Below are 23948 nucleotides of genomic sequence, written 5' to 3'. Positions count from 1 at the left end.
TTGGTCTCAAGGCTGGCATCCTAATGATGTCAGCCTTTGCTATTTTTGGGCAAGCGACCGCTTGGCAAAGACTGAATTATGAAAAAGAGGTGGTCATGATTGCCAATCACGTGTAAAATATATACATATATCTTTTGTACAAGTAGGAGGAGCTAGCCGACATGCAAATTGATCCACGAACAATGGAACAGCTCATTTCGCTCCAAATGAAGAACAGTATTGATCTGCAAGGGAACAAGGCAGCAGATGCTTCCAGTGATATGGATGGTTCTTTGTTTGATATTTTGCTGCAGGAAATGATGATGGCTGATGGCAGCATTACGACAGATGACTATGAAGATCAAATTTCAAATATCGAAGCCCAACTGAACAATTATCTGAACCGTATCAATGGGCAAGTCTCTGACAGCCCGGATAGCTATAATATCGGTTCTATTACTGCGAATATTCCGATGTCTTCCGGTCAACCTATCTCTTCTTCCAAACGCGAGATCGCTGCGGATATTCAGCAATTAATTGCAGATGCCGCTCAGCGCTATGGCGTAGCTCCAAGCTTGATACAGGCTGTAATCGAGACGGAGTCCTCCTTCAATCCGAAGGTGGTATCCTCTGCCGGAGCGAAGGGCTTGATGCAATTAATGGATGGAACCGCGCGTGGACTGGGGGTTACGGATTCATTCGATCCCGCTCAAAATATCGATGGCGGAACACGTTATCTGGCGAATCTGATCCGGCGTTTTGGCGGTAATGAGAGCACTGCGCTTGCTGCTTATAATGCGGGTCCAGGCCGCGTGCAGAGAGCCGGCATAAGCAATGATCAGGAACTGATGGACAAACTTCATTTATTGCCGCGCGAGACGCAGAATTATGTGTTTAAAGTAATGAACGCTCGCAGCAAATATGAAGTTTAAACTTCCAGGATGTGGATGCTTGAATTTTATGAATTAGACGCCTGATTGCAGGGCTGATATATTAAGATAACGAGGGAAAAAACGCACCGGCCACTCCCGGAAATTTGCGTTTTTTCTTTTGGTCTTTTTTTCGGGTTGTATTATGATCAAATAGATGTGGCTACCGTTACAAGTTTATGTTTATAAGGATTTTTGAACTACCTCTAAAGAAACTGGGTGAAATCATGAAATATATGGATTACGCGGCTACGACTCCGCCTCATCCCGAGGTTGCTCGTACGATTGCTGAGGTCATAAACCTGCATTATGGGAATCCCTCGTCATTGCATATTTTAGGGGAGCAGAGCGAACAATTGCTTAAAAAGGCCCGTGAGGTTTGTGCTGGAGCGCTTCAGGTGAAGCCGTCGGAAATTATCATTACGTCGGGTGCTTCAGAGAGCAATAATGCGGCCATAAAGGGTGCCGCCCTGCAATTTATGAATCGGGGCAAGCATCTTATAACAACAGCCATTGAGCATCCCTCTGTATATGAATGCTGCAAGCAGCTTGAAGGCCTTGGTTGGGATGTAACCTATCTGCCGGTCGGCCATGAAGGGACTGTAACAGCGGAGCAGGTGTGCACCGCTGTTCAGGATGATACGGTGCTCGTCTCAATAATGCATGTCAATAACGAGACGGGAAGCATTAATCCGGTGGAGGAAATCGGCAAGCAGCTGAAGAAGCAGCATCCGCGTGTCTTATTCCATGTGGATGGCGTACAAGGATTTGGGAGACTGCCTTTGTCGCTTCAAGCTTCAGGCATTGATATGTACAGTTTGTCAGCGCATAAATTTAGAGGCCCCAAAGGAATCGGCCTGCTCTATGTCCGCGAAGGAATTAAGCTCCAGCCTTTGCTTGCCGGGGGGAGCCAGGAGGGCGGAAGAAGGGCCGGCACAGAGAATATCCCTTATATCGTGGGGATGGCCAAAGCGCTGAGATTAGCCAAAGAGGAACAAGCTCAGGTTTCGGAGCGTTTGCGGCATCTTAGAAAGATTCTGATCGATGGAATTGCGGCCATCCCGAAATTGGTGCTAAATTCACCGTCTGATGGGGCACCGCATATCATTCATTTCTCTTGTCCCGGGATGAAGGCAGAGGCTATGCTGCACATGCTGGAGGAAGATGGATTTCTTGTATCGACACGTTCGGCCTGCTCTTCGAAGAAGGCGGAGCCAAGCCGTATCCTTTTAGCTATGGGCAAAAGTATTGAAGAGGCGTCCTCAGGCATTCGTGTAAGTCTAGGTGCGGAACATACGGAACAGGATATAGAACAATTTCTGGTTGCCCTGCAAAGCGCGGTAACACGTCAGGAAGATTTGAAGGGGAGAGGCTAATGAATTTGGATTATGAAATGCTATTGCTCCGGTTCGGGGAGATTACGGTCAAGGGGAAGAACCGCTCAAGATTTGAGAAGGCGGCTCTGTCTCATGTAAAAGCATTACTTCGCGCCTTTCCGGGAACGGAAGCGATTCATGAATATGGAAGGATCTATGTCAGATTAAATGGCCAAGCTGCTGATCCGGTAATATCCTCATTAAAAAATATTTTTGGTCTGACCTCGATCAGCCCGGTAAAGGTATCGCCTTCCAAGCTGGAAGATATTGTGAGGATTGCCGTCGATTTTATAAAATCAATTCCGGCGGACAAGTATAACACCTTTAAGGTGCATGGACGCCGCGTCTTTAAGGGTTTCCCACATTCTTCACAAGAACTGAATCATTTGGTGGGCGGTCCTGTACTCAGCGCGTGTCCACATTTGAAGGTAGATGTTCATAACCCGGATCTGGAATTGAGAGTGGAAGTTCGTGAGCGCGTAACTTACCTGTTCTGTGAAGTGATTCCCGCAGCTGGCGGCTTCCCGCTCGGAACGAACGGGAAGGCAATGATGCTGCTCTCCGGCGGAATCGATAGCCCGGTAGCCGGTTACTCGGCTATGCGCCGTGGCCTGGAAATCGAATGTGTACATTTCCACAGCTATCCTTACACGAGCAAGAAGGCGGAGGAGAAGGTCATTGAATTAGCGCAGGTGCTGTCCGGCTTTTCCGAAAGAATCAAGGTCCATCTCGTTCCGTTCACAGATATTCAGACCTCCTTGGCCAAGACTGGGCAGGACAACCTGATTATCACGCTGATGAGAAGATCTATGCTGCGCATTGCTACGAAGCTTGCGGAGAAGAACGGGGCACTGGCCTTGGTTACGGGCGACAGCCTCGGCCAAGTGGCAAGCCAGACGCTGGCCAGCATGAATGTCATCGGCAAGGTGACAGACCTTCCCCTGCTGCGACCGCTTGTTATGATGGACAAAGAAGATATTATTTCCATGGCGAAGAAGATTGGTACTTATGATATATCGATTTTGCCTTATGAGGATTGCTGTACTCTATTCGTTCCCAAATCACCGGCAACAAATCCGAATCTGCGGATTGTTGAGCATATCGAGAAGGAGTTAACCGAGCTTGATCAGATGATCGAAGCGGCTGTAGAGAATACGGAGTCAGTCATCGTTAAGCCTCATGTCATTATTCGAAAGAATCAAAAGGACGAGCCGGAAGTTGTCCAAGAGCAGTGGTTCTAAGAGGGGAAGTTCAAGAAGCCTGCTATTGATAAGAGAACCTGATCGGGGTCAATTTGAACGCTCATTAATTTATTAATTGATAACCATCTAAAGACGAATAAAAAAACGGAATCCAGCCGCTAATATGCGGATCAGGATTCCGTTTCTTGTTGGATTACATTTGTTCTCTCGGGGTTTGCCTTCTGTTCTTGGATGCTGCAGATTTCTTACGATATCCTCCGTACAGGATAACGATAATTGCGATGGCAATCAGCAGGTAACGTAAGATGGGCTTGTCCTCGAAGAAGGGAAGAAAATGAGGCTCCTCTGTGATCATTTTGGCAGCTGTATAGGCGAGCACGCCGGCTCCTAAATATACGATCCAGGGAAAACGGTCTAAGAGCTTGATAAAGAGCGTGCTTCCCCAGACCACGATCGGAACGCTAATCAGCAGTCCGATGACGACGAGGATCATATGCTGACCGGCTGCGCCTGCCACGGCGATCACATTATCCAGGCCCATAGCTGCGTCGGCAATAATAATGGTGCGTACCGCCGCCCACAATGAGTCCTTGGCTTCAATGGAGTCATGAGAGCCGTCATCCGTCAGTACCTTATAGGCGATAAAGAGCAGCAAAACCCCTCCGATAGCCAGCAGCCAAGGGATTCTCAGCAGCCATACGACAAGCAGCGTCGCGATAATACGCAGGACCAAGGCACCGCCGGTTCCATAGATGATGGCCTTTTTCTGCACGTTATGAGGCAGCCTTCTGGCTGCCATGCCAATGACAATCGCATTATCACCGGCAAGAATTAAATCGATGAATACGATGTTGATTAGCGAGAGAAAAAATGATGCGCTTATCCATTCCACAATGGTCACTTCCTCTAAAGATGTATATACGTATTAATTCATTGAAAGGATTCATTTGTAAAGCGGATTTTTGAAACAGGCATAGCTTGGCTCTTTTTCTCATACAAGTTGTAAGGGAGGGGTGAGCCGTGGAACAGATCATTTTATTGTCAGAAATATTAATTATTAATCTTGTCCTCAGCGGCGACAATGCAGTTGTCATAGCGATGGCCAGCAGAGATTTGCCCAAAAAACAACGAAAACAGGCCATTTGGTGGGGGGCCTTGGGTGCAGTGTTGCTGCGCTGTATTATGACGTGGGTCGCTGTAGTATTATTGAAAATCCCATTTATCCAGGCCATCGGTGCGATTTTGCTTATTGGAATTGCCTTTAAATTACTAATGCCGCATGAGGAATCCGACCGTTCGGGCAGTTCTGCTACTATCTGGAAAGCGATTCAGACGATTCTGATCGCAGATTTTGTAATGAGCCTGGATAATGTGCTTGCGATCGCGGCACTGGCCAATGGGGATTTGGCTATATTAGTCATCGGTATCGCGATTAGCATTCCCATTGTCGTCTGGGGCAGCAGTGCCATCTCAGTGCTGCTTCATAAATTGCCGGTCCTAATTTATTTGGGAGCTGGCATCTTAGGATATACTGCCGGCGGAATGCTCATTCATGATCCGAAGTTCGGAACACTTCTCAAGGCTCTTATACCCGGCCTCACGGGCATATTGCCGATATTGCTGGCAGGGCTGGTCATAATGTCCGGCTTGTTATTCAAATTAAAAGCACACCGCCAATAATATAGAAGACGGGCTGGAGCCACTCTTGAAATTGTGAAGAGTGGTTTTTTATGCCGAATTCATATAAACTTGAGATAAAGAGGTGTCGTACTTTGCTGCGGCATGTCCCTCATTGTCATCTGGAAGGTGTGTGATCTAATGTCCGATAACAACAAGCTGACGACTGGTATTCTGATTCTATCCGCCGGAATCGTCATCCTGCTAGGAAAGCTGGGTGTATTTAGTTTTCTGGGCAAGGCGCTCTGGCCTCTACTTCTCCTGATACCGGGCATCCTGCTGCATATGTGGTATTTTTGGAGGAAAGGTCCTGTAGAGCTGCTTGTACCTGGCGGGATTTTGGTAGTATACAGCATCATTTTCTTCATCGGCAACTTTGGCGGCTGGCAGACGTTGAAGCATACCTGGCCGGCTTTCCTGCTTGGTATTGCTGTCGGATTGTTCGAATATGGGTATATCTCACCTCAGCGACAGCAAGGGGTATTGGCTGCAGCTCTGATCGTTGGTATCTTGTCGGTAGTTCTGCTGGGCTGGACGCTGTTTACCTGGTCCATTGTCTATCTGTTGGCGATCATACTGATCATCGCAGGTATCGTCCTGATCCTTATGCGCGGAAAAAACCGTCGCGGGTGGTAAAGTAAGGATAGTTCTTGATTTTTTGAGCCTTTTGCGTATAATATAAGGGATGGTCAAGCGTCGGTCTTATTTGCCCGACGCTTGTTTTGTGGTTCTGTTTTCAGCTTGGTTCCAGGAATTGGTTGTCTGCCTGTCATGATGAGTCACACATTATGATCTGAATGGACAATTTAATCAGATACAGAAACGAAAGGATATGGAGAAAAACTATGCATGAAAGAAATAACATTCGCAACATTGCGATTATTGCTCACGTAGACCACGGTAAGACGACGCTTGTAGATAAACTGCTGCAGCAGTCCGGTATTTTTAGAGAACATGAGTCAGTACAGGAACGCGCGATGGACTCCAATGATATTGAACGGGAACGCGGGATTACGATTTTGGCCAAGAATACAGCCATTACGTATAAGGATTATTTGATCAATATCGTGGACACCCCAGGGCATGCTGACTTCGGCGGAGAAGTAGAACGGATCATGAAGATGGTTGATGGTGTTCTGCTTGTCGTTGACGCTTATGAAGGATGTATGCCGCAAACGAAATTTGTGCTTCGCAAAGCGCTTGAGCATAATCTGACTCCAATTGTTGTAGTAAATAAAATCGACCGCCCGGCAGCCCGTCCGGCCGAAGTCATCGATGAGGTATTGGACCTGTTCATCGAGCTTGAGGCAACTGATGAGCAGCTGGAATTCCCCGTTGTATATGCATCTGCTCTTAACGGCACATCCAGTTTGGACCCTAAGCACCAAGATGATAACATGCTTGCTCTTTATGAGACGATCATTGATCATATCCCAGCCCCAACCGAAAAAGTGGACGAACCTTTGCAATATCTTGTAACACTGATGGACTATAATGAATATCTCGGACGCATTGCGATCGGCCGTGTAAACCGCGGGATTATTCGCCAAGGCCAATCCGTAGCGGTAATGATGCGCGATGGCAGCAAGAAGATAGCACGGATCGAGAAATTGTTTGGCTTCCAAGGCTTGCGCCGTGTGGAAATCGATGAAGCTGGAGCAGGGGATATCGTTGCGATTGCCGGTATCAAAGACATCAATATCGGCGAGACGATTGCAGATCCGAACCAGCCTGAGGCACTGCCAGTGCTCAAAATTGATGAACCTACACTGCAAATGACTTTCCTGGTTAACAATAGTCCATTCGCCGGACGTGAAGGCAAGTGGGTTACTTCTCGCAAGCTTCGTGAGCGTCTGTTCAAGGAATTAGAGACTGATGTATCGCTTCGTGTGGACGAAACGGATAGCCCTGATGCTTTTATCGTCTCCGGACGCGGTGAACTGCACCTTGGCATTCTGATCGAAAATATGCGCAGAGAAGGCTATGAACTGCAAGTATCGAAGCCAGAGGTCATCGTTAAGGTCATCGACGGCGTCAAAATGGAGCCGATCGAACGTCTTATGATTGATGTTCCTGAGGAGAGCATGGGTGCGGTTATGGAAAGCCTGGGCTCCCGTAAAGCTGAAATGGTGAACATGATCAATAGCGGCAACGGTCAAGTTCGTCTGGAATTCTTGATCCCGGCCCGCGGCCTGATTGGGTATACCACGAATTTCATGACTTTGACCCGCGGTTATGGCGTGATGAACCATGCCTATGACAGCTATGGCCCATTCGTTGGCGGTCAAGTTGGCGGACGTCATGAAGGAGTGCTTGTATCCAGCGAGAATGGTGTATCGACAATGTACGGTATCCTGGGGATTGAGGACCGTGGCATCCTGTTTGTTGAGCCGGGAGCTGAAATCTACGAAGGTATGATCGTCGGGGAGCATAACCGTGATAACGATATCGTTGTCAACATTTGCAGAGAGAAGCAATTAACGAACGTCCGCTCGGCGACGAAGGACGAGACTGTAAAAATGAAAACACCTCGTTTATTCTCACTGGAGCAAGCGCTGGAATATTTGAATGATGATGAATATTGTGAAGTTACGCCGAAATCGATTCGTCTTCGCAAGAAGATTCTGAACAAAGGCGAACGTGAAAGAGCTGAAAAACATCGCAAAATGTCCGAAGCTAATCTATAATGGGAATATATTCATTTTGATGTGAAGCGAAGGAGGGGCTGGCCTTGCAGGCTTGGTTCGCGCAAAACCCGGTCATTTCGTATATTTTGATTTATGTGCTTATCATCTTTGTATACAACAAGGTGTTTCGTAGCCAGCAGAAGCTGCCGCTTCTGAAGGAGATCATTTTATATCTTTTAATGGCAATCGGCTCGTTCCTCCTGCTCATTTTTCAGATCGACAAGCTGCCGATTATTCAATGTCTGCTCGTCGCTGTCGTACTGATGCTGATGGTGCGAATTCGTTATTTTGTTGAAGGAAGACGCAATAAAAAACAGAAATCGATACCTGCGGCTGGTGAGCAGAGCGAGTAGTATACGTTAGTTGTGTGAAATTTACGTGGAAACTTTATTGCCTTCTCATTCGTATACTCTATGTGACAACATAATCCAGATGAAAAGGTTTTGATTCTATGAGTTCTTACAACAAAGGTCTGCCACCTCGGGATGATCGTTCCAAGCGTTCTTCCGCCAAAGGATCAAAGAAGCCCAAAAAGAAATCTGGTGGCAAAACCTTTAATAAGGTAATATTGACGATTCTTATTGTCGCGGTGCTTGGAGCGGGTGGGTATGCAGGTTATTTGATGCTCACTCTTAATGATACGATCAACAAGACAGGGACTTCAGGCAAAGTGGCTGCGGAGAATTCCGCCAAAGTCAAATCCATTGCCATGCTGTTGTTGGGTACGGATTATCGTCCAGAGACCGGAACTCATCTCAGCGATGTTATAATGGTGATTGCCATGAATCCGAAGACAAAATCGGCTACCATTGTGTCATTACCTCGTGATACTAGGTTCCAAATGAAGGGTTACAGGACGAACAAGCTTAATTCGTTCTACCCCAAATTTCTGGTTGCGGAGAAGAAGTCAGGCATATCGGCCAAGGAAGAAATGAAGACGATGCTTAGCAAGTATATGGATCTTCCGTTGGATTATACAACTGTGCTTAATTTTCAGGGCTTTCGTGATGTCGTTGATGCTTTGGGCGGTGTTGATGTAAATGTCGATGCCAATATGTGCTATGTGGACAATGCGGATGGCACCAATATCAATCTGCAGCAGGGGGCCCAGCATCTGAACGGTGACAAGGCGCTGGATTACGTTCGTTATCGGAAATCGAACTGCAAACCGAAGACGAAACCTTCGAATGATTTTGAGCGCAATCAGCGGCAAAATGAAGTGCTTCATGCTCTGATTGATCAAACCAAGTCTTTAAATGGCGTCATCGGTGCAGGGAAAGCGATTGAATCAATAGGCGATAATATGACGACGGACCTGGAAGCAGAGCAGATTAAAAACATCATTGCCGCTTACTGGAGCATTTCCAAGGAGAATGTAACATTTATGCCCGTGACGGGTGAATGGAAGAGCCCTTATGTCTACATTAATGACAGTGAGTTGAATAAGGCGAAGCAGGCCTTAAAGGACGAGCTTGCCGGAACGAAGCCGCAATCTGAGGGGCAGGAGAATCAGTCGGGCAAGTGATCGATTGAAGGCAAGTTTTGTGTCATGGTATAATACAAATAGATAGTGGGGATTAGTCTTCTTAGTCCCCGGCTTCCTTCTCGGTGCTGAAAACCGGACTTGTTGAAACGTACTTTAAGTATGATCAGGGGGGGCTGGCGTTAATGTCCGAACTCGTTACACAATTATCCGAGCCATTATTCAATGCATTCCAGTCCGAAATGTTCGTTCTGCTCAGTACAGTGGATGTGGAGACGGGAGGGCCGACTTCAAGTGCGATCTCCTGGATTTATGCATTGAATCCCTCCACCCTCCGTTTTGCGGTGGACCACAGATCAAGGCTTGTCAACAATGTGAAGACTCATCCAAGGATTACAGTAACTGTGTTTGGCACGGAGACCATTTATGCGATTAATGGTGTTGCCGATGTAGCGCAGGACCTTCTTGAGGGGGTTCCTTTCAAAATGTGCTGTTTCGACATGAAGATCGACGCGGTACGGAACGCTTTGTTCTATGGCGCTCAGCTTGCGTCAACACCGACCTACAGCAAGGTGTACGATCAGCGTGCTATGGAGAAATTGGACAATCAAGTATTTGCTGCAATGAAAAAAGCCTAGCGAATTTAATTCGCCGGGCTTTTTTTCATCTGGGACGACCTAGTATTTACTGCCAGAGGTACCGGAAGTGTGATTTTTCGACTTTACCTTGCTTTTTTCTTGTTTTGCGGGTTGATGATGGCCTTGCTTGGATGGAACACTCTTGGTACGCGGATGGGTATCGCTTGACATTTGCGGAACTATTCGTCCAATAATATCGGCCATTTCTGTCGCAAAGCCGGAGATGGGATGACCTGCGGAAACCTTCTTGCCAATTTCAGAGATGCGATGGCTGAGGTCCATATCGGCCGTGACGATGGCTCCGGTACCCTGTGGATCTTTACGCAAAGCTTCGGCAACCGTGTACTTGATTCCGCCGACGCGGGCGCGTTCGAGATTTCCGTCAACATCGATACCAACGACAGCTGTCTTACCCATGATGACACAGTGGGCGCCTTTGACACCGGGAACCTTTTTGGCTAGCGATTCCAAATGGGCTTGTCGACTTTTTTGATCATTCTTGCCAGTTGCTGTGGCGTTTGTGTTTTGCTTCTGCGCTGACTTGCCCGTTGTATTGCCTGTGTTATTACCTGTTTTATTGCTTAGACCCTTGGGACCCTGTCCCTTAACATTTTGCGTCCGGGTGGTCTTTTCCGCTGGAGTCTGTTGAGAGGGTGATGCCTTTTTAGATGCTGTTTGGCAGCTAGTTAGCAGTGAGGCCGTTAATAATAAACACAGCCAAATTCGCATGATTTGATCCGTCCTTTCGGAAATGATCTCTTGCCAGATAGGATTCCAGCTTGGTATCTATAACATTTCCCGGACAATAAAAAATATGTATCAAATAAGAGTTCAAAAAGTTCACTTTTCAGCACCGAGAAGGTTGGATGAAGCTAGGGCATGAGGAGCGGAGCGTACGTAGTTGGTACGTGAGCACCGGAGGACCCGGGTGAATTCAAGATTCGATGCCGAGATGCTTTATGATATACATCGTGATCAAAGTGGACTTTTTGAACCACAATACGAATTTGAAGCTGTAAAGACTGCGGTGGAGGGGATATCCGTGAAAAAGATCTTTGTATTGGATACGAATGTTTTGCTGCATGATCCGAACGCTATCTTTGCCTTTGAAGAGCATGTAGTTGTGATTCCGGCGGTCGTGCTGGAGGAAATCGATTCGAAGAAACGCAATGCGGATGAGATCGGACGAAATGCACGCGGAGTATCCAGGCTGCTCGATGGCCTGCGGGAGCAGGGACATTTACATGATGGGGTCGTGTTAGAACATGGCGGCGTCATTAAAGTGGAGATGAATCACCGCAGCTTTGCCAAAGTACAAGAGATGTTTGGTGAGATCAGCAACGATAACCGCATTTTGGCGGTCGCTCTCAACTATCATCTGGAAGAAGCGGAGAAGCCGGAGCCAAGCCCGGTCATTATCGTCAGTAAGGATGTGCTGGTGAGAATTAAGGCCGACGTTCTCGGCTTGATTGCAGAGGACTATCTTACCGGCCGAACCGTGGATCCAAGTGAAATGTACCCGGGTTATTTGTCCATACAGGTCCACCCCTCCGTCATCGATGAGTTTTATACCTTCCGTTCATTGCCTGTAAAATCGCTGGGATTATCCTATTCTCTATATCCGCATGAATTTATTATCATGAAGGATGAGATGGGAAGGGGAAAGTCAGCGCTTCTCAAAGTGAATGAGGATGCCAGCCGACTTGAGCCTTTGTATCTCAGCAATGATCCTGTATGGGGAATCAGCGCACGTAACGCACAGCAGAGAATGGCTCTCGAATTGCTGCTGAATGATGATATTCCACTGGTCACCATTACAGGCAAGGCGGGAACGGGAAAGACATTGCTAGCGCTGGCAGCTGGGTTATTGAAGGTGGAAGATGAGCACAAGTACAAGAAGCTGCTGATCGCTCGTCCCGTTGTTCCGATGGGAAAAGATATCGGCTATTTGCCTGGGGAGAAGGAAGAGAAGCTCCGGCCCTGGATGCAGCCGATTTATGATAACTTGGAATATCTGTTCAATACAAAGAAATCCGGAGATATCGATAAGATTCTGATGGGACTCGGAAGTATCCAGGTTGAGGCGCTTACGTATATCCGCGGACGCTCTATTCCCGGGCAGTTTATTATTATTGACGAAGCACAGAATCTGTCGCAGCATGAAGTGAAGACGATCGTCTCAAGAGTTGGCGAAGGCAGCAAGATTATCCTCGTCGGCGATCCGGAACAGATCGATCATCCTTATCTGGATTCGGCCAGCAACGGTCTCACCTATCTGGTTGAACATTTTAGAGAGCAAGCTCTAAGCGGGCATATCATGCTGGAGAAAGGGGAGCGTTCCAAGCTGGCCCAGTTGGCGGCGGATCTATTGTAGGAGCCGGTTAATCTTAAAGAAAACAGATTAAATAACCATTAATTTACACCGGATAACTCCGGTGTTTTTTATTATGAGAATTTAGGGACAAGGTACTAGAGAGTTTGATACAATAGAGATTAGTTGATTGATTAAATTGGATTCCTATGTTTTGATGGTTGAAACGTTGGAGGGGAAGAACGGGTATGAAGCGAAGAAACCATTGGGTACTTTTTGCACTCCTGCTGCTCGCCTTGATTAACTTGTCACCGACCGAGAAGTCTACGATGGTAGGTCCCAAGGATCAAGACAGAACAACAGAGCCGGTAATACCTCCAAGTCAGGAGAAGGTTAAAGACAACGGTCGGATTAAAGTGGCAGTACGTCTGCCGGAGTCAGAATTCAATGAACTAAAGGCGATGAACGATGCATTTAAGAAGGAGCATTCCACTGAAGTTGAACTGGTCAATGTACCAGTAGAAGAGAATTATGGTTCCTTGCAGCAGCAGTTCGAGCTTGGTGTATCTCCCGACGTCGTCTTGTTGGACAATGTCTGGGTTCGCCGATATGCGGCAGGCGGGTTTCTGCTCCCGACGGAAAGCTATTATTCCGGCTCTTTGACTGGCGAAGTGTTAAGCGCTTCCTTGGCGCAGGATGAGTGGAACGGCTACGTCTGGGGCGTGCCGCTTGATGCCGATCCTTATGTCTGGGTATATGATGCTGAACGGTTAAAAGAAATCGGCCATCCCTTCCCTTCGACAGCGGAGGAATGGCAAGCGCTGATTGAAGCCTGGAATGAATTTAATTCTCCGGCTTATTTGCTGGGGCTGGATTATAATGATCCTTATGCGGTCATGTCATTGTTATGGCAACTGGGCGCCAAAGGTCAAGGCAAGCAGGAATCGGCCGAGACGTTTTTTAATAAGAAGGGCTTGACCGAAGCGGTTCCACTCTTGGAGCAGCTCCAGCCTTATATGATAAATATCAGTGATGATGAGAGCAATGATCAATGGATTGGCAGTAATCGCCAAGGTGCATTGATTATGCTTATTCCTTCTACGGAAGCGAGGAAGTATCCTTATCGAGGGAAAAAGCTCTTTTTTCCAGAGCCTACGGAATCAGGCAATAAAATGTGGATCGCTGGCAGAAGTTTCGTGGTAACAGCCCGGTCTGCGAATCGGGATGCAGCAGGGCTATGGATTTCCGCAATGACCTCGCAAATCCAGCAGCGTCAATGGCATGAGAAAACAGGTCATTTGCCTGCGCTCAAAACCTTATACTATCAGGCGGTGAGATCTGGATTACCGGATTGGATAACGGCTTCCTTCGTGAAGGGACAGGGAATCACCCAGCCGGCAACGGCCAAGCTTCCCGAGCTGATGCAGCAACTGCAGAAGGACTCATGGTCTTTCCTCCATAGTGAAATCTCTGCCAAACAGTATGTGAAGCAATTGGATGCGCTGAATCCCTAGGACCGAACCGCATTAATTGCGTGATTTTAACGATAGTTTGAGTGTAATCATAAGTTCGTTTTCGCTGATCGAGACATCTGTCGCTTCAATAAAGGGAACGAGCTGCTGCGGATAAAAGCCAAGATCGAATTCATCTTCCAACTCGCTTCTTGTAGTGTCCGGCAGCTCAAACCCATTAAATACAAGCTTATCAATATGAAAAACCAGGGCGTTTTGCGGATGATTTTCTATCGTATAATGTCCTTCCACCGATAATTCAAGTCCCTCTTTGCTGCCTTGTACGATCATGCGCTGCTCCGTGAACCGGAACGTCATATCGCCTAGCAGCTTATTTTTATTTCTAAGAAATTGATTGATTTCTTTCTCTCGAATAGCAAGTATATAACCTCCTTTAATTGAAGTGAGGCTGTCTCCGTAATCTTTCAAATAGTCTGAAAAATTAGCCATCGCCTGTGACAGGGCCTTGAAATAACGCCTTACTTCATGCAGTCCGACATTCTGCCAATAGCTTGTTAATTCCTGAATCATTTGTCGCAGCTTTTCGGGATCAGCGCTGGAGCTTATGGAACTTTCCACACTTTGCTGAAGTGCGACCAATCGTTGCCGTTGTCGCAGCAACCGCTGCTTTATACTCTCCAATTCCCGGCTAGTTTGATCCAGACTTTCCCTTGCTTTTCTAAGAGCGATGTATTCTTGCTGATATGTATGAAGGATATCCTGGTTCCGTTCTGAAATGAGCTGGTAGTAATCCCATATTGTAAAAAAATCGCTTAAGCTGTTAACGGATAACAGCGCGGTGAGCAGAGTTTCTCGCTCTCCCATATAGTAGGCGGCGATTACTTTACCGGCACGTTCGCGGCTGCTTTCGATTTGGCTGCTTTTATCGGCGATCTGCTTCGTCAACTCGGCAGCTTCTCGTTCGGCGTCTTGCTGCTGCAGCGTAATTTTACTGATATCCCGATCGATCTCCACGATGGACAGGCTTTGTTCCATAATCTTCTGGTCTTCCTCCGAGATGGGAGCGGCATAAGCAGCGCCCTGCAGCAGAGGAATGGTTGCAAGAGTGATTGAGATACATAGCGCAGCAATGGCTCTGTGCAAGCGATTCTTCAGCTTCAATGCATCCCCCTCCTTCGCTGAATCATGTTATGAGGGCAGCACCCCTATACCTAGGATGTATATGATACAAGCACCGCAAATATATGAGGTTGTTCAAAAAGTCGGCTTGTGATTATGAAGCAAATCAGGAAATGAACCGGCATAGATTATAATATATGAACAACAAAGAAGACGATCCGAGTTTATCGAATCGTCTTCTTTGTTGTAATGAAGAAGCAAGTCGGAGACTATAACGGCAGCCCCATTTGGAAAACCGTCCAATAGCTGAATCCTGTGAAAGCCACAATCATATATCCCCAGAACAACAAGATATAAGTTTTCTCTGTGAATTTCAAATAGCCAAACAGCATGAAGAATGCGGTCTGCATAAAAAATAACAAAGCCATTTCAATGAGGTTCCCGGCAAAAGCCATAAGTCCGATGGAGAGTGTGAAAAAGCCGAGGACGCGGAACATGCGTGCCAAGCGTGAATCCCCCTTTCCTATGTATACGCTTCATCCAAATTCTACAATTTATTATACCCGTAACCTTATCAAGTGTAAACGGAAAGTCACTAAAAAGAATGGGATTCCTGATAAAATGTGATTTTTATTATTGTTGTAACCATGGAGCGCACTGGTGATAGCTTGTATTTTGCAAAGATATGTATGGACAAGGTTGAAAATGGAAATACATTTTAATACCAAATAGATTCTATGAACTCTATGAGAGGCATAGAAATGGAGTAAGAAGTTATTTCACCCATTCGCCTGCCGGGGTATAGGCTGGAGACGGTATATTTAGGATGTCGTTAGGAGGTTTATATTGCATGACAGCAGTGAGACAAGATGCGTGGAGTGCGGAAGATGATTTAATTCTGGCTGAAGTGACTTTGCGCCATATTCGTGAGGGCAGTACCCAACTGACTGCCTTTGAAGAAGTAGGGGAGAAGATCGGCAGAACCGCGGCTGCTTGCGGTTTCCGATGGAACAGTTGTGTACGAAAAAGATATGAGGCAGCGATAGGAATTGCAAAAGCACAACGGCAAAAAAGAAACTATATGAAGAAACAGGGATCACTGACAGGAAGCCCGGCTGTAGCCTCATTAACCTCGGTTGAGCTGGATGAGGGAATCTACAAAAATGACGGCGTTACCGAAGAGACGATCTCGATTGATGCAGTCATCCGCTTTTTGCGCGGGTGGAAAAATACGGTTCAAGACAGCAATCGTCACGTGAAGATGTTGGAAAAAGAATTGCGTATGAAGGATGAGGAGCTGCATAATCTGCGCGAGGAGAATAAACGCTTGTTCTCGCAGGTGAACGAGGTTCAGAGTGATTACCGCGTCGTAAATGATGACTATAAAGCTTTGATTCAAATTATGGATCGGGCCAGAAGGCTTGCTTTTCTTAATGAAGAGGAAGACGAGAGCAAGACAAGATTCAAGATGGATGCTAACGGCAATTTAGAGCGAATTGAATAGCAGAATCAATAGAATTAACGAGGGTCCCGTCGCAATTGTGGCGGGATTTTCTTGTGGTGAAGTGGATTGTACTTTGTATTTATAGGGGCAGGTCTGGTATAAAAATAGTAGATGGTTAAGGAAGGATGGTTGTTCGGATGAACGTAGACATCATTGGAGCGGGGGCTCTTGGACTGTTATTTGGCGGCAAGCTGGCCGCTCGGGGAGTGCGGGTTCGCTTCTGGACGAGAACGTTGGAACAGGCGCGATTGTTGGCAGGAGAAGGAATTCAAGTTGAGGAACCGCATTCCGTTCCTGTGAGCATTGCTTCATCTATGATTTTGGCTCATCCGGTAGATGATATAGTCGGAGGTTCAGGGGATATCAGTGAAGGAGAAAAGCCTGATTGGATATTCATCACGACGAAGCAGCGCAGTGTCGACCATAGCTTGCTTGAAGCCGTTGGACGGCTTGCCGGCCCGGAGACGGGGATCGTCTGCTTCCAGAACGGGATTGGTCATGTCGAGATGTTCCGAAGCGCCTTCCAGGACAGGAATATCTATGTAGCTGTAACGACAGAAGGAGCAAAGCGCAGCGACGCCCGTTCCGTTATTCGTTCAGGCGCTGGTGCTACGCAGATTGGTATCCCGCAACCCGGCGAATTTCTTCGATATAACGATGATTCATTAGATGAGAGGAAGGAGCAGAACAAGGAAGAAGATTTGCTTAAAATGCTTGAATCGGCAGGATTTGAAGCCTTTTTGTCGAAAGACATCGATAGGGAAATTTATAGGAAACTGCTTATAAACGCGGTGATTAATCCGTTAACTGCGATTTGGCGAATCCCAAACGGAGAGCTGCTGAATACGGAATCACGCCAAGTGATGCTTCGGCAGTTATGTGAGGAAGGAATGCGAATCTATGCAGCGCATCAAATCCCTATTCCTTCTAATATGTATGAACAGATTGTATCTGTCTGCCGCTCGACAGCCGGGAATACCTCATCGATGTTAAGCGATGTGCTTAAGGGAGCGCCGACCGAGATTGACTCTATAAATGGACGGCTGGTGAAGTTGGCCCAGGCTGCCAATATACCCGCTCCAGGACAAGAAATGGTATGGCGTTTGGTGAGGGGACTCGAAGCCACAGACGAATAAGGACATAAAAATTAGTTTTAGGTCTGAAAATTACAGTTTATAAGGAGGGTCTGCCTTGGATGTACTATTAACGCCGGTTTTTATATTTACGGTATTGCCAATAATTCCATTTTTTCTGGTCTATTTAATTAGTATTTTCTTGAAAAAGGAAAAGAGAGCTTCATTGCTGCTGGCCATGGATGTGACAACGTTTTTCCTTATTTTGTCTGTCTCCATCCTGTTTAATAACGTATTTCATTCCCAGTTTGGCTTCTATTTAATACTGCTTATTCTCTTGATTGTCGTGGGTTTAATCGGCGGAGCCCAGAACAGATTGAAGGGGAAAGTCGATGTGGGCAGGATGCTGCGCGCCGTATGGCGCCTCGCTTTCGCCGGGGCAGGGATCGTCTACATTATTTTGTTTCTCATTAGCTTTTTTACATATATTTCTGCCATTTAGTTCAAGCTAAGTGAGAAGAGAACGGGCAATACATATTGAAAAAAAATCGCAAATAATTAGCGTAATGAGCTCAAAATGTCAATATTGTATATCTGACTATTTTGTTAATTAAATGTTTCATTTTTATTAACTAGTGTTCTATTTCAGAAAATTTATATTGGATTTTTTTGACCGCTGGTTGTATAATCTTAAAACATATACCACAAACATACTTAAGGGGGACACAGCAAGGATGAAGAAGAGTAAAAGTTTATTGCTTCTTTTGACACTCGTTCTTGCGGTCGGTACGCTATTATCTGCTTGCGGATCGAACGAGAGCAAGAACGGTGCTTCAAACGGCGGCAACAATGCAGCAAACAATGCTGCTAATGAAGGTGACGTAAAGTTGGCTGCGGATCAAACATTGAGAATCAACTTGAGCGCAGAACCTCCAACATTTGACCCAGCACAGGCCCAAGACAGTCAAGCGAACACAGTGCTTAAAATGATGTATGAAGGCCTTGTACGTCTGGATGCTGACGGTAAAGAAGTTCCGGGCGCTGCCGAATCTTGGGATGTTGACGGAACGAAATACACTTTCCATCTTCGCAAAGATGCTAAATGGAGCAATGGCGATCCTGTAACAGCAAAAGATTTCGTATTTGCTTGGGAACGCGTGCTAAGCCCTGACACACAACCAGCTGCACCTTATGCTTACCAATTGTACTATATCAAGAATGCTGAAGAGTTCAACAATGGTACTATTAAGGATTTCAACGAAGTTGGTGTAAAGGCTTCTGATGACTATACTCTTGAAGTGGAATTGGTTAACCCAACTCCATATTTCCTCGGTTTGACTTCATTCTATACGTTATACCCAGTTCATCAATCCGTTAAGGATGATGCAAAATGGGCAACTGATCCTAGCAAAATGATCGTTAACGGACCTTACACGTTGACTAATTGGACAACCGGTCAATCTCTTGAAGTGACAAAGAACGATCAATATTGGGATAAAGACAGCATTAAATTGAACAAAATTTCTATGTCTTTGGTAGAGAGCGGTGCTACTGAACTCGAATCCTACCGTAATGGCGAGCTTGATCGTGCGGGCGCACCTAACGGTGAAATCCCATCCGACCAAATTCCAATCGTACAAAAAGAATTGCCTGATGAATATAAAGTAAAAGGTATCGCTGGTACCTACTACTATCAATTTAACTCCAAAGCTGAACCATTCCAAAACGCTAAGATTCGTAAAGCATTCTCGATGGCTATCGATCGCCAAGCGATTGTAGACAAGATTACAATGGGCGGACAAATTCCTGCTTATGGCGCTGTACCAGAAGGTATTTTGGGCGCTGAAGGTGAATTCCGTACTGAACATAGCGATAAAGAGTACTTCCAAGAAAACGTTGATGAAGCTAAGAAGCTGCTGGAAGAAGGAATGAAGGAAGAAGGCTATACTAAGCTGCCTGATATCACTTTAATCCACAACAACGGTGAAGGACACAAGAAAGTCGCTACTGCAATTGCTGACATGTGGAAGAAAAATCTTGGCGTAGACGTTAAGATTCAAAACCAAGAGTGGGGCGTATTCCTGAAGAATCGTCAAAACCTTGACTATCAAATCGCTCGCAGCGGCTGGTCTGCTGACTTTAACGATCCGATGACATTTATGGATTTGTGGATGACTGGCGCAGGTAACAACGACTTGGGCTACTCCAATCCTGAGTATGACCAACTGTTGAAAGATGCTAGATCTGAATCTGACTTGAAGAAGCGTGATGAGTACTTCGCAAAAGCGGAAGAAATCTTCATTAAAGATGACATGGCTTATATGCCGATCTACTACTACACTAACGTAGCGCTTGAGAAACCAAACCTTAAAGGCGTAGTTGTTGACTACAGCGGTGCGGTAGACTACACTCGTGCATACCTGACTGAAGAATAATTTGTCGGTAAAAATACACAAATGACGAATAATTAAATAGCAAGTTTGGGATATATATGTGGTATTCCATATATATCCCCTTTTTTTTGCATCTTTCTTCCAAGTTATGTGGTCATATGCAAATTTATCGAATAGACAAATGAAAAGGTTTGCCCTAAAATCGATTTATATCGTTTTTTGTCGAAAATTATAAGAGGAGGTGTTAACGGGTATGGTGCGCTACATTGCTAACAAACTATTCTACACATTGGTTTCGCTGTTCATCTTAATCTCCGCCACCTTCTTTCTTATGAAAGCAATACCGGGTGATCCTTTCATGTCGGAAAAGAAAGTTCCAGAGGAGATCAGACAGCGTCTCATGGAACAATATGGTTTGGACAAACCCGTTTTCCAGCAGTACACTAAGTATCTTGGAGATATCGTTCAAGGTGATTTGGGGATTTCAATGAAGAAGATTAACCAAGAGGTATCGGATATCATTGGACAAACTTTCTCCGCTTCACTTAAGCTGGGGCTTGTCGCGATCATTGTATCCGTCATTATCGGGGTGTTGCTCGGATTACTGGCAGCTCTCTATCACCGGAAAATTATAGATAATGTGACGATGGTGCTAGCGGTTCTCGGAATTGCAGTTCCAAGCTTCGTGCTTGCTTCATTGTTGCAATATGTGTTTGCTTCCAAGTTGCATTGGCTCCCTACGATGGGATTCAAAGGGCCGATGTATTATGTCTTACCTGTAGCAGCACTTTCAGCGCAGCCTATAGCCTTTATAGCCCGTCTGACGAGGTCGAGTATGCTAGAAGTCCTGCATGCGGACTACATCAAGACTGCTAAGGCTAAAGGCTTAAGTTGGTTTGCTATTTTGTTCCGCCATGTGGTTCGCAACGGGATTATGCCGGTTGTTACCTACATGGGGCCAATGACCGCGAATATCGTTACTGGTTCGGTAGTTATCGAGCAGCTCTTCGGTATTGGTGGTATCGGTAAACAATTCGTACAAGCGATTACAGTTCGCGACTATCCGATGATCATGGGGATCACGATCTTCTATGGAGCATTATTGATGATTGCTCGGTTGATTACTGATATTGCTTACGGACTTATCGATCCGCGAATCAAGCTTAATGCTAGGAAGGAGGGCTAATCCTTGGATGCTAATCAACAAATCAAAGTGATGCCGGCACCGGCAGACCTGACTGCAAAGGACTTTGCAAGAATTGGTACGGATGAGAAGCAGGCCGAAGTCATTCAGCGGGAGAGCATTTCCGCATTGAAGGACGCTTGGCTCAGACTGCTTTCAAATAAATTGGCTATGACGGCATTGTTTGTTCTGATTGCCGTCGCAATTATGTCTATTATCGGTCCATGGATGTCTAAATTTAACTATTATTCAAATGATCTGTTAAATACGAATTTGAAACCGAACGCAGAACACTGGTTTGGTACGGACGACTTCGGTCGGGATATGTTCGTGCGTACATGGTACGGAGCGCGTATCTCGTTGACTGTAGGTTTAGTTGCTGCTCTGATTGACCTTTGTATTGGGGTTGTTTATGGCGGAATTATGGGCTTCTTCGGCGGACGTGTCGACACAATCATGAACAAGTTCTCTGAAATTTTATATGCAATTCCCTACTTGCTCGTAACGATTCTGTTGCTGGTTGTTATGGAGCCAAGTTTGGTTACGATTATTATCGCATTGACGATTACCGGCTGGATTAATATGTCCTGGATTGTTCGTGGCGAGATTATGCAGCTTAAAAATCGTGAATTTGTGCTTGCATCGCGTTCGATGGGTGCGGGATCGGGACGCTTGTTGTTCCGTCACTTGTTGCCGAATGCACTCGGTCCAATCATCGTTACAGTTACTTTGTCTGTACCGAATGCGATCTTTGCGGAAGCATTCTTGAGCTTCCTTGGCCTCGGCGTTCAAGCGCCGGTTGCATCGCTGGGTTCGATGATTAACGACGCATTGACCGGTTGGTTGTATTATCCTTGGCGCATGTTGTTCCCGGCGGTTCTGATCAGCTTGATCATGCTGTCGTTTAACATTCTTGGCGATGGACTTCGCGATGCGCTGGATCCAAATCTGAAAAACTAGGAGGTGGAATGATGGAGCCGATTTTACAAGTCAAAGATTTGCATGTCTCCTTCTCGGTTAAGGGCGGCGAAGTAAAAGCTGTTCGCGGTATGAACTTTGAAGTGGGTAAAGGGGAAACGGTTGCGATTGTCGGTGAATCCGGAAGTGGTAAGAGCGTAACGGCCCAAACGATCATGCGCCTGATTCCGTCCCCTCCGTCAATTATTAAGCAAGGTGAAATCTTGTTCCAAGGACAAGATATATTGAAGAAAAGTAATCATCAAATGGAAGCTATTCGTGGTAAAGATATTGGCATGATATTCCAAGACCCGATGACCTCCTTAAATCCTACGATTCGCATAGGTAAGCAAATTACTGAAGTACTCATTAAACATCAGAAAATGTCAGCGGGTGAGGCGAAGAAGCGCGCGGTAGAAATGCTTAAGCTGGTCGGCATTAAAAATGCCGAAGCCCGTTTTAATCAATATCCTCATGAATTTTCCGGCGGTATGCGCCAACGTGCGATGATCGCCATCGCTTTGGCTTGTCGTCCGTCCCTGTTGATTGCCGACGAACCGACCACTGCGCTCGACGTTACTATTCAGGCACAGATTATGGATGTCATGAAGGAAATGCAGCAGCGTCTTGGCACATCGATCATTCTGATTACGCACGATCTTGGTGTCGTTGCCGGAATGTGCGATCGTGTTATTGTAATGTATGCTGGTGAAGTAGTAGAGACGGGAACGAAATGGGAGATTTTCAAAAACCCGCAGCATCCTTATACCAAAGGCTTGCTTAGATCGATGCCGCGTCTTGATCAGAAGAAAGGCGAGCCGCTGATTCCAATTATCGGTACGCCGCCGGATTTGATTAAGCCTCCGATCGGTTGTCCTTTCGCGGCGCGCTGCGATAAGGCCATGAAGATTTGTGAGCGTATCGATCCGGAATCAACAATATTTAGCGATACGCACCATGCACGGTGCTGGGATCTGCATCCAATGGCCAAGGAGGTGCATTCGAATGAGTAAGGGCAAAACCCTGATTGAAGTAGAAGGGCTTAAGAAGTACTTCCATGTCGGTGGAGGAAATGTTCTCAAAGCCGTTAACGATATCAGCTTTTCTATTGCTGAGGGGGAAACCCTCGGGCTCGTTGGTGAATCAGGCTGTGGTAAATCGACAGCAGGACGTACGATTTTGCGTCTGTATGAACCAACCGGAGGAAGTGTGAAATTCAACGGTGTTGATATCAATACACTTTCCCCAGGTAAAATGAAGGCGATGCGCCGCGATATGCAGATGATCTTCCAGGATCCGTATGCATCGTTGAACCCGCGCTTTACAGTAACGGACATTATCGGTGAAGCACTCGATATTCACAACATGGCCGGATCGCGTCAAGAGCGGAAGAAACGGGTTGAGGAATTGCTTGATATGGTTGGGCTTAACCCGGACCATGCTACCCGTTACCCGCATGAGTTCTCCGGTGGTCAACGTCAGCGGATCGGGATCGCCCGTGCACTGGCGGTAAATCCGAAGTTTATTATTTGTGACGAGCCGATCTCAGCGCTTGACGTATCGATCCAGGCTCAGGTCGTTAACCTGCTGGAAGATCTGCAGAATCGTCTCGGACTTACTTATCTATTCATTGCCCATGACTTATCTATGGTTAAGCATATTAGTGATCGGGTTGCCGTAATGTATCTTGGCCGGATTGTAGAGTTGGCAGAAAGTGAAGAATTGTATGCCAATCCGATCCATCCTTATACGAAGATGCTCTTATCGGCTATTCCGATTCCGGACCCTGAGGTTGAAGCGAATAAGAAGCGGATTATCCATGAAGACGGCGATAATGGCCCGATTCAATCTGCTAATGGGGCCTCCGGCGGTGGTGGAATGTATGATCTGGAGAACTCCGAGCTTGTGGAAGTTTCGAAAGGCCATTTTGTTTCCATGCCGAACAAGGGTTAATCGAACAGCAAT

Annotated in this window: 23 protein-coding genes; 19 read left to right on the top strand and 4 right to left on the bottom strand. The window is 46.3% G+C overall.

Annotated elements, in window-relative coordinates; translation table 11 throughout:
- Window positions 1–161: 161 nt before the first annotated feature.
- The 3 genes from BN1360_RS22440 (at window position 162) to thiI (ending at window position 3525) form a co-directional block, all read left to right on the top strand.
- A complete protein-coding gene (locus BN1360_RS22440) occupies window positions 162–911 on the top strand; it encodes a lytic transglycosylase domain-containing protein (protein WP_068782076.1) in 750 nt (249 codons plus the stop codon).
- A gap of 224 nt (window positions 912–1135) precedes the next feature.
- On the top strand, window positions 1136–2284 hold the full coding sequence (locus BN1360_RS22435; protein WP_068782075.1) for a cysteine desulfurase family protein: 1149 nt from the start codon (window positions 1136–1138) through the stop codon (window positions 2282–2284).
- 5 nt (window positions 2285–2289) lie between these two features.
- Entirely contained in the window at window positions 2290–3525 is a 1236-nt protein-coding gene (thiI, locus tag BN1360_RS22430; protein ID WP_068782526.1) for a tRNA uracil 4-sulfurtransferase ThiI, read from the top strand.
- Between the two features lie 154 nt (window positions 3526–3679).
- On the opposite strand, the gene BN1360_RS22425 is transcribed toward thiI, so the two are convergent.
- Window positions 3680–4378, bottom strand: a complete 699-nt coding sequence (locus BN1360_RS22425; RefSeq protein WP_068782074.1) for a TerC family protein — start codon at window positions 4376–4378, stop codon at window positions 3680–3682.
- A gap of 128 nt (window positions 4379–4506) precedes the next feature.
- Between BN1360_RS22425 and BN1360_RS22420 the strand changes: the two genes are divergently transcribed.
- The 6 genes from BN1360_RS22420 (at window position 4507) to BN1360_RS22395 (ending at window position 9971) form a co-directional block, all read left to right on the top strand.
- Window positions 4507–5166, top strand: a complete 660-nt coding sequence (locus tag BN1360_RS22420) for a TerC family protein (RefSeq protein ID WP_068782073.1) — start codon at window positions 4507–4509, stop codon at window positions 5164–5166.
- Between the two features lie 138 nt (window positions 5167–5304).
- Window positions 5305–5799: a hypothetical protein gene (locus tag BN1360_RS22415; RefSeq protein WP_068782072.1), complete on the top strand. Its 495-nt coding sequence runs from the start codon at window positions 5305–5307 to the stop codon at window positions 5797–5799.
- A gap of 209 nt (window positions 5800–6008) precedes the next feature.
- Complete coding sequence (typA, locus tag BN1360_RS22410; RefSeq protein ID WP_068782071.1) at window positions 6009–7850, top strand: translational GTPase TypA; 1842 nt, start codon at window positions 6009–6011, stop codon at window positions 7848–7850.
- A gap of 44 nt (window positions 7851–7894) precedes the next feature.
- Entirely contained in the window at window positions 7895–8203 is a 309-nt protein-coding gene (locus BN1360_RS22405) for a YlaH-like family protein (protein WP_068782070.1), read from the top strand.
- Between the two features lie 98 nt (window positions 8204–8301).
- Complete coding sequence (locus tag BN1360_RS22400) at window positions 8302–9375, top strand: LCP family protein (RefSeq protein ID WP_068782069.1); 1074 nt, start codon at window positions 8302–8304, stop codon at window positions 9373–9375.
- Window positions 9376–9518: 143 nt separating this feature from the next.
- The gene (locus BN1360_RS22395) at window positions 9519–9971 is read left to right on the top strand and encodes a pyridoxamine 5'-phosphate oxidase family protein (RefSeq protein ID WP_068782068.1); all 453 of its coding nucleotides are present in this window, start codon (window positions 9519–9521) and stop codon (window positions 9969–9971) included.
- A 39-nt stretch (window positions 9972–10010) separates the two neighbouring features.
- Here the strand turns inward: BN1360_RS22395 and BN1360_RS22390 are convergent, their stop codons facing one another.
- Window positions 10011–10700 carry a YhcN/YlaJ family sporulation lipoprotein gene (locus BN1360_RS22390; protein ID WP_069188402.1) on the bottom strand — a complete coding sequence of 230 codons (690 nt, stop codon included), beginning with the start codon at window positions 10698–10700 and terminating at the stop codon, window positions 10011–10013.
- 313 nt (window positions 10701–11013) lie between these two features.
- Between BN1360_RS22390 and BN1360_RS22385 the strand changes: the two genes are divergently transcribed.
- Together BN1360_RS22385 and BN1360_RS22380 are read left to right on the top strand one after the other, a co-directional pair.
- On the top strand, window positions 11014–12345 hold the full coding sequence (locus BN1360_RS22385) for a PhoH family protein (protein WP_068782525.1): 1332 nt from the start codon (window positions 11014–11016) through the stop codon (window positions 12343–12345).
- A gap of 185 nt (window positions 12346–12530) precedes the next feature.
- Window positions 12531–13796: an extracellular solute-binding protein gene (locus BN1360_RS22380; protein ID WP_068782067.1), complete on the top strand. Its 1266-nt coding sequence runs from the start codon at window positions 12531–12533 to the stop codon at window positions 13794–13796.
- Between the two features lie 12 nt (window positions 13797–13808).
- Here the strand turns inward: BN1360_RS22380 and BN1360_RS22375 are convergent, their stop codons facing one another.
- Both BN1360_RS22375 and BN1360_RS22370 read right to left on the bottom strand, forming a co-directional pair.
- Window positions 13809–14915, bottom strand: a complete 1107-nt coding sequence (locus tag BN1360_RS22375; RefSeq protein WP_229521076.1) for a coiled-coil domain-containing protein — start codon at window positions 14913–14915, stop codon at window positions 13809–13811.
- Between the two features lie 227 nt (window positions 14916–15142).
- Window positions 15143–15379 carry a DUF2626 family protein gene (locus tag BN1360_RS22370; RefSeq protein WP_068782066.1) on the bottom strand — a complete coding sequence of 79 codons (237 nt, stop codon included), beginning with the start codon at window positions 15377–15379 and terminating at the stop codon, window positions 15143–15145.
- Window positions 15380–15723: 344 nt separating this feature from the next.
- On the opposite strand from BN1360_RS22370, the gene BN1360_RS22365 reads away from it, so the two are divergent.
- The 8 genes from BN1360_RS22365 to BN1360_RS22330 all read left to right on the top strand — a co-directional run bounded on the left by BN1360_RS22365 (window position 15724) and on the right by BN1360_RS22330 (window position 23936).
- Window positions 15724–16377 (top strand): RsfA family transcriptional regulator, encoded by a 654-nt coding sequence (locus BN1360_RS22365; protein WP_068782065.1) that lies wholly within the window; start codon window positions 15724–15726, stop codon window positions 16375–16377.
- Window positions 16378–16514: 137 nt separating this feature from the next.
- Window positions 16515–17513 carry a ketopantoate reductase family protein gene (locus tag BN1360_RS22360; RefSeq protein WP_068782064.1) on the top strand — a complete coding sequence of 333 codons (999 nt, stop codon included), beginning with the start codon at window positions 16515–16517 and terminating at the stop codon, window positions 17511–17513.
- A gap of 55 nt (window positions 17514–17568) precedes the next feature.
- Entirely contained in the window at window positions 17569–17952 is a 384-nt protein-coding gene (locus BN1360_RS22355) for a DUF3397 domain-containing protein (RefSeq protein ID WP_068782063.1), read from the top strand.
- Between the two features lie 232 nt (window positions 17953–18184).
- Window positions 18185–19885 carry a peptide ABC transporter substrate-binding protein gene (locus BN1360_RS22350; RefSeq protein WP_068782062.1) on the top strand — a complete coding sequence of 567 codons (1701 nt, stop codon included), beginning with the start codon at window positions 18185–18187 and terminating at the stop codon, window positions 19883–19885.
- Window positions 19886–20096: 211 nt separating this feature from the next.
- Window positions 20097–21029, top strand: a complete 933-nt coding sequence (locus BN1360_RS22345; protein ID WP_068782061.1) for an ABC transporter permease — start codon at window positions 20097–20099, stop codon at window positions 21027–21029.
- 30 nt (window positions 21030–21059) lie between these two features.
- Window positions 21060–21986, top strand: a complete 927-nt coding sequence (locus tag BN1360_RS22340) for an ABC transporter permease (protein ID WP_179013960.1) — start codon at window positions 21060–21062, stop codon at window positions 21984–21986.
- A gap of 11 nt (window positions 21987–21997) precedes the next feature.
- Window positions 21998–22996: an ABC transporter ATP-binding protein gene (locus BN1360_RS22335; protein WP_068782059.1), complete on the top strand. Its 999-nt coding sequence runs from the start codon at window positions 21998–22000 to the stop codon at window positions 22994–22996.
- On the top strand, window positions 22989–23936 hold the full coding sequence (locus BN1360_RS22330) for an ABC transporter ATP-binding protein (protein ID WP_068782058.1): 948 nt from the start codon (window positions 22989–22991) through the stop codon (window positions 23934–23936). Before BN1360_RS22335 ends, BN1360_RS22330 begins: the two co-directional genes overlap by 8 nt.
- Window positions 23937–23948: the final 12 nt, after the last annotated feature.

Source organism: Paenibacillus sp. GM2, from assembly GCF_900069005.2.
GTDB lineage: Bacteria > Bacillota > Bacilli > Paenibacillales > Paenibacillaceae > Fontibacillus.
The sequence above is the reverse complement of the archived record's forward strand: the minus strand, read 5'-3'. Positions and strand labels throughout refer to the sequence as shown.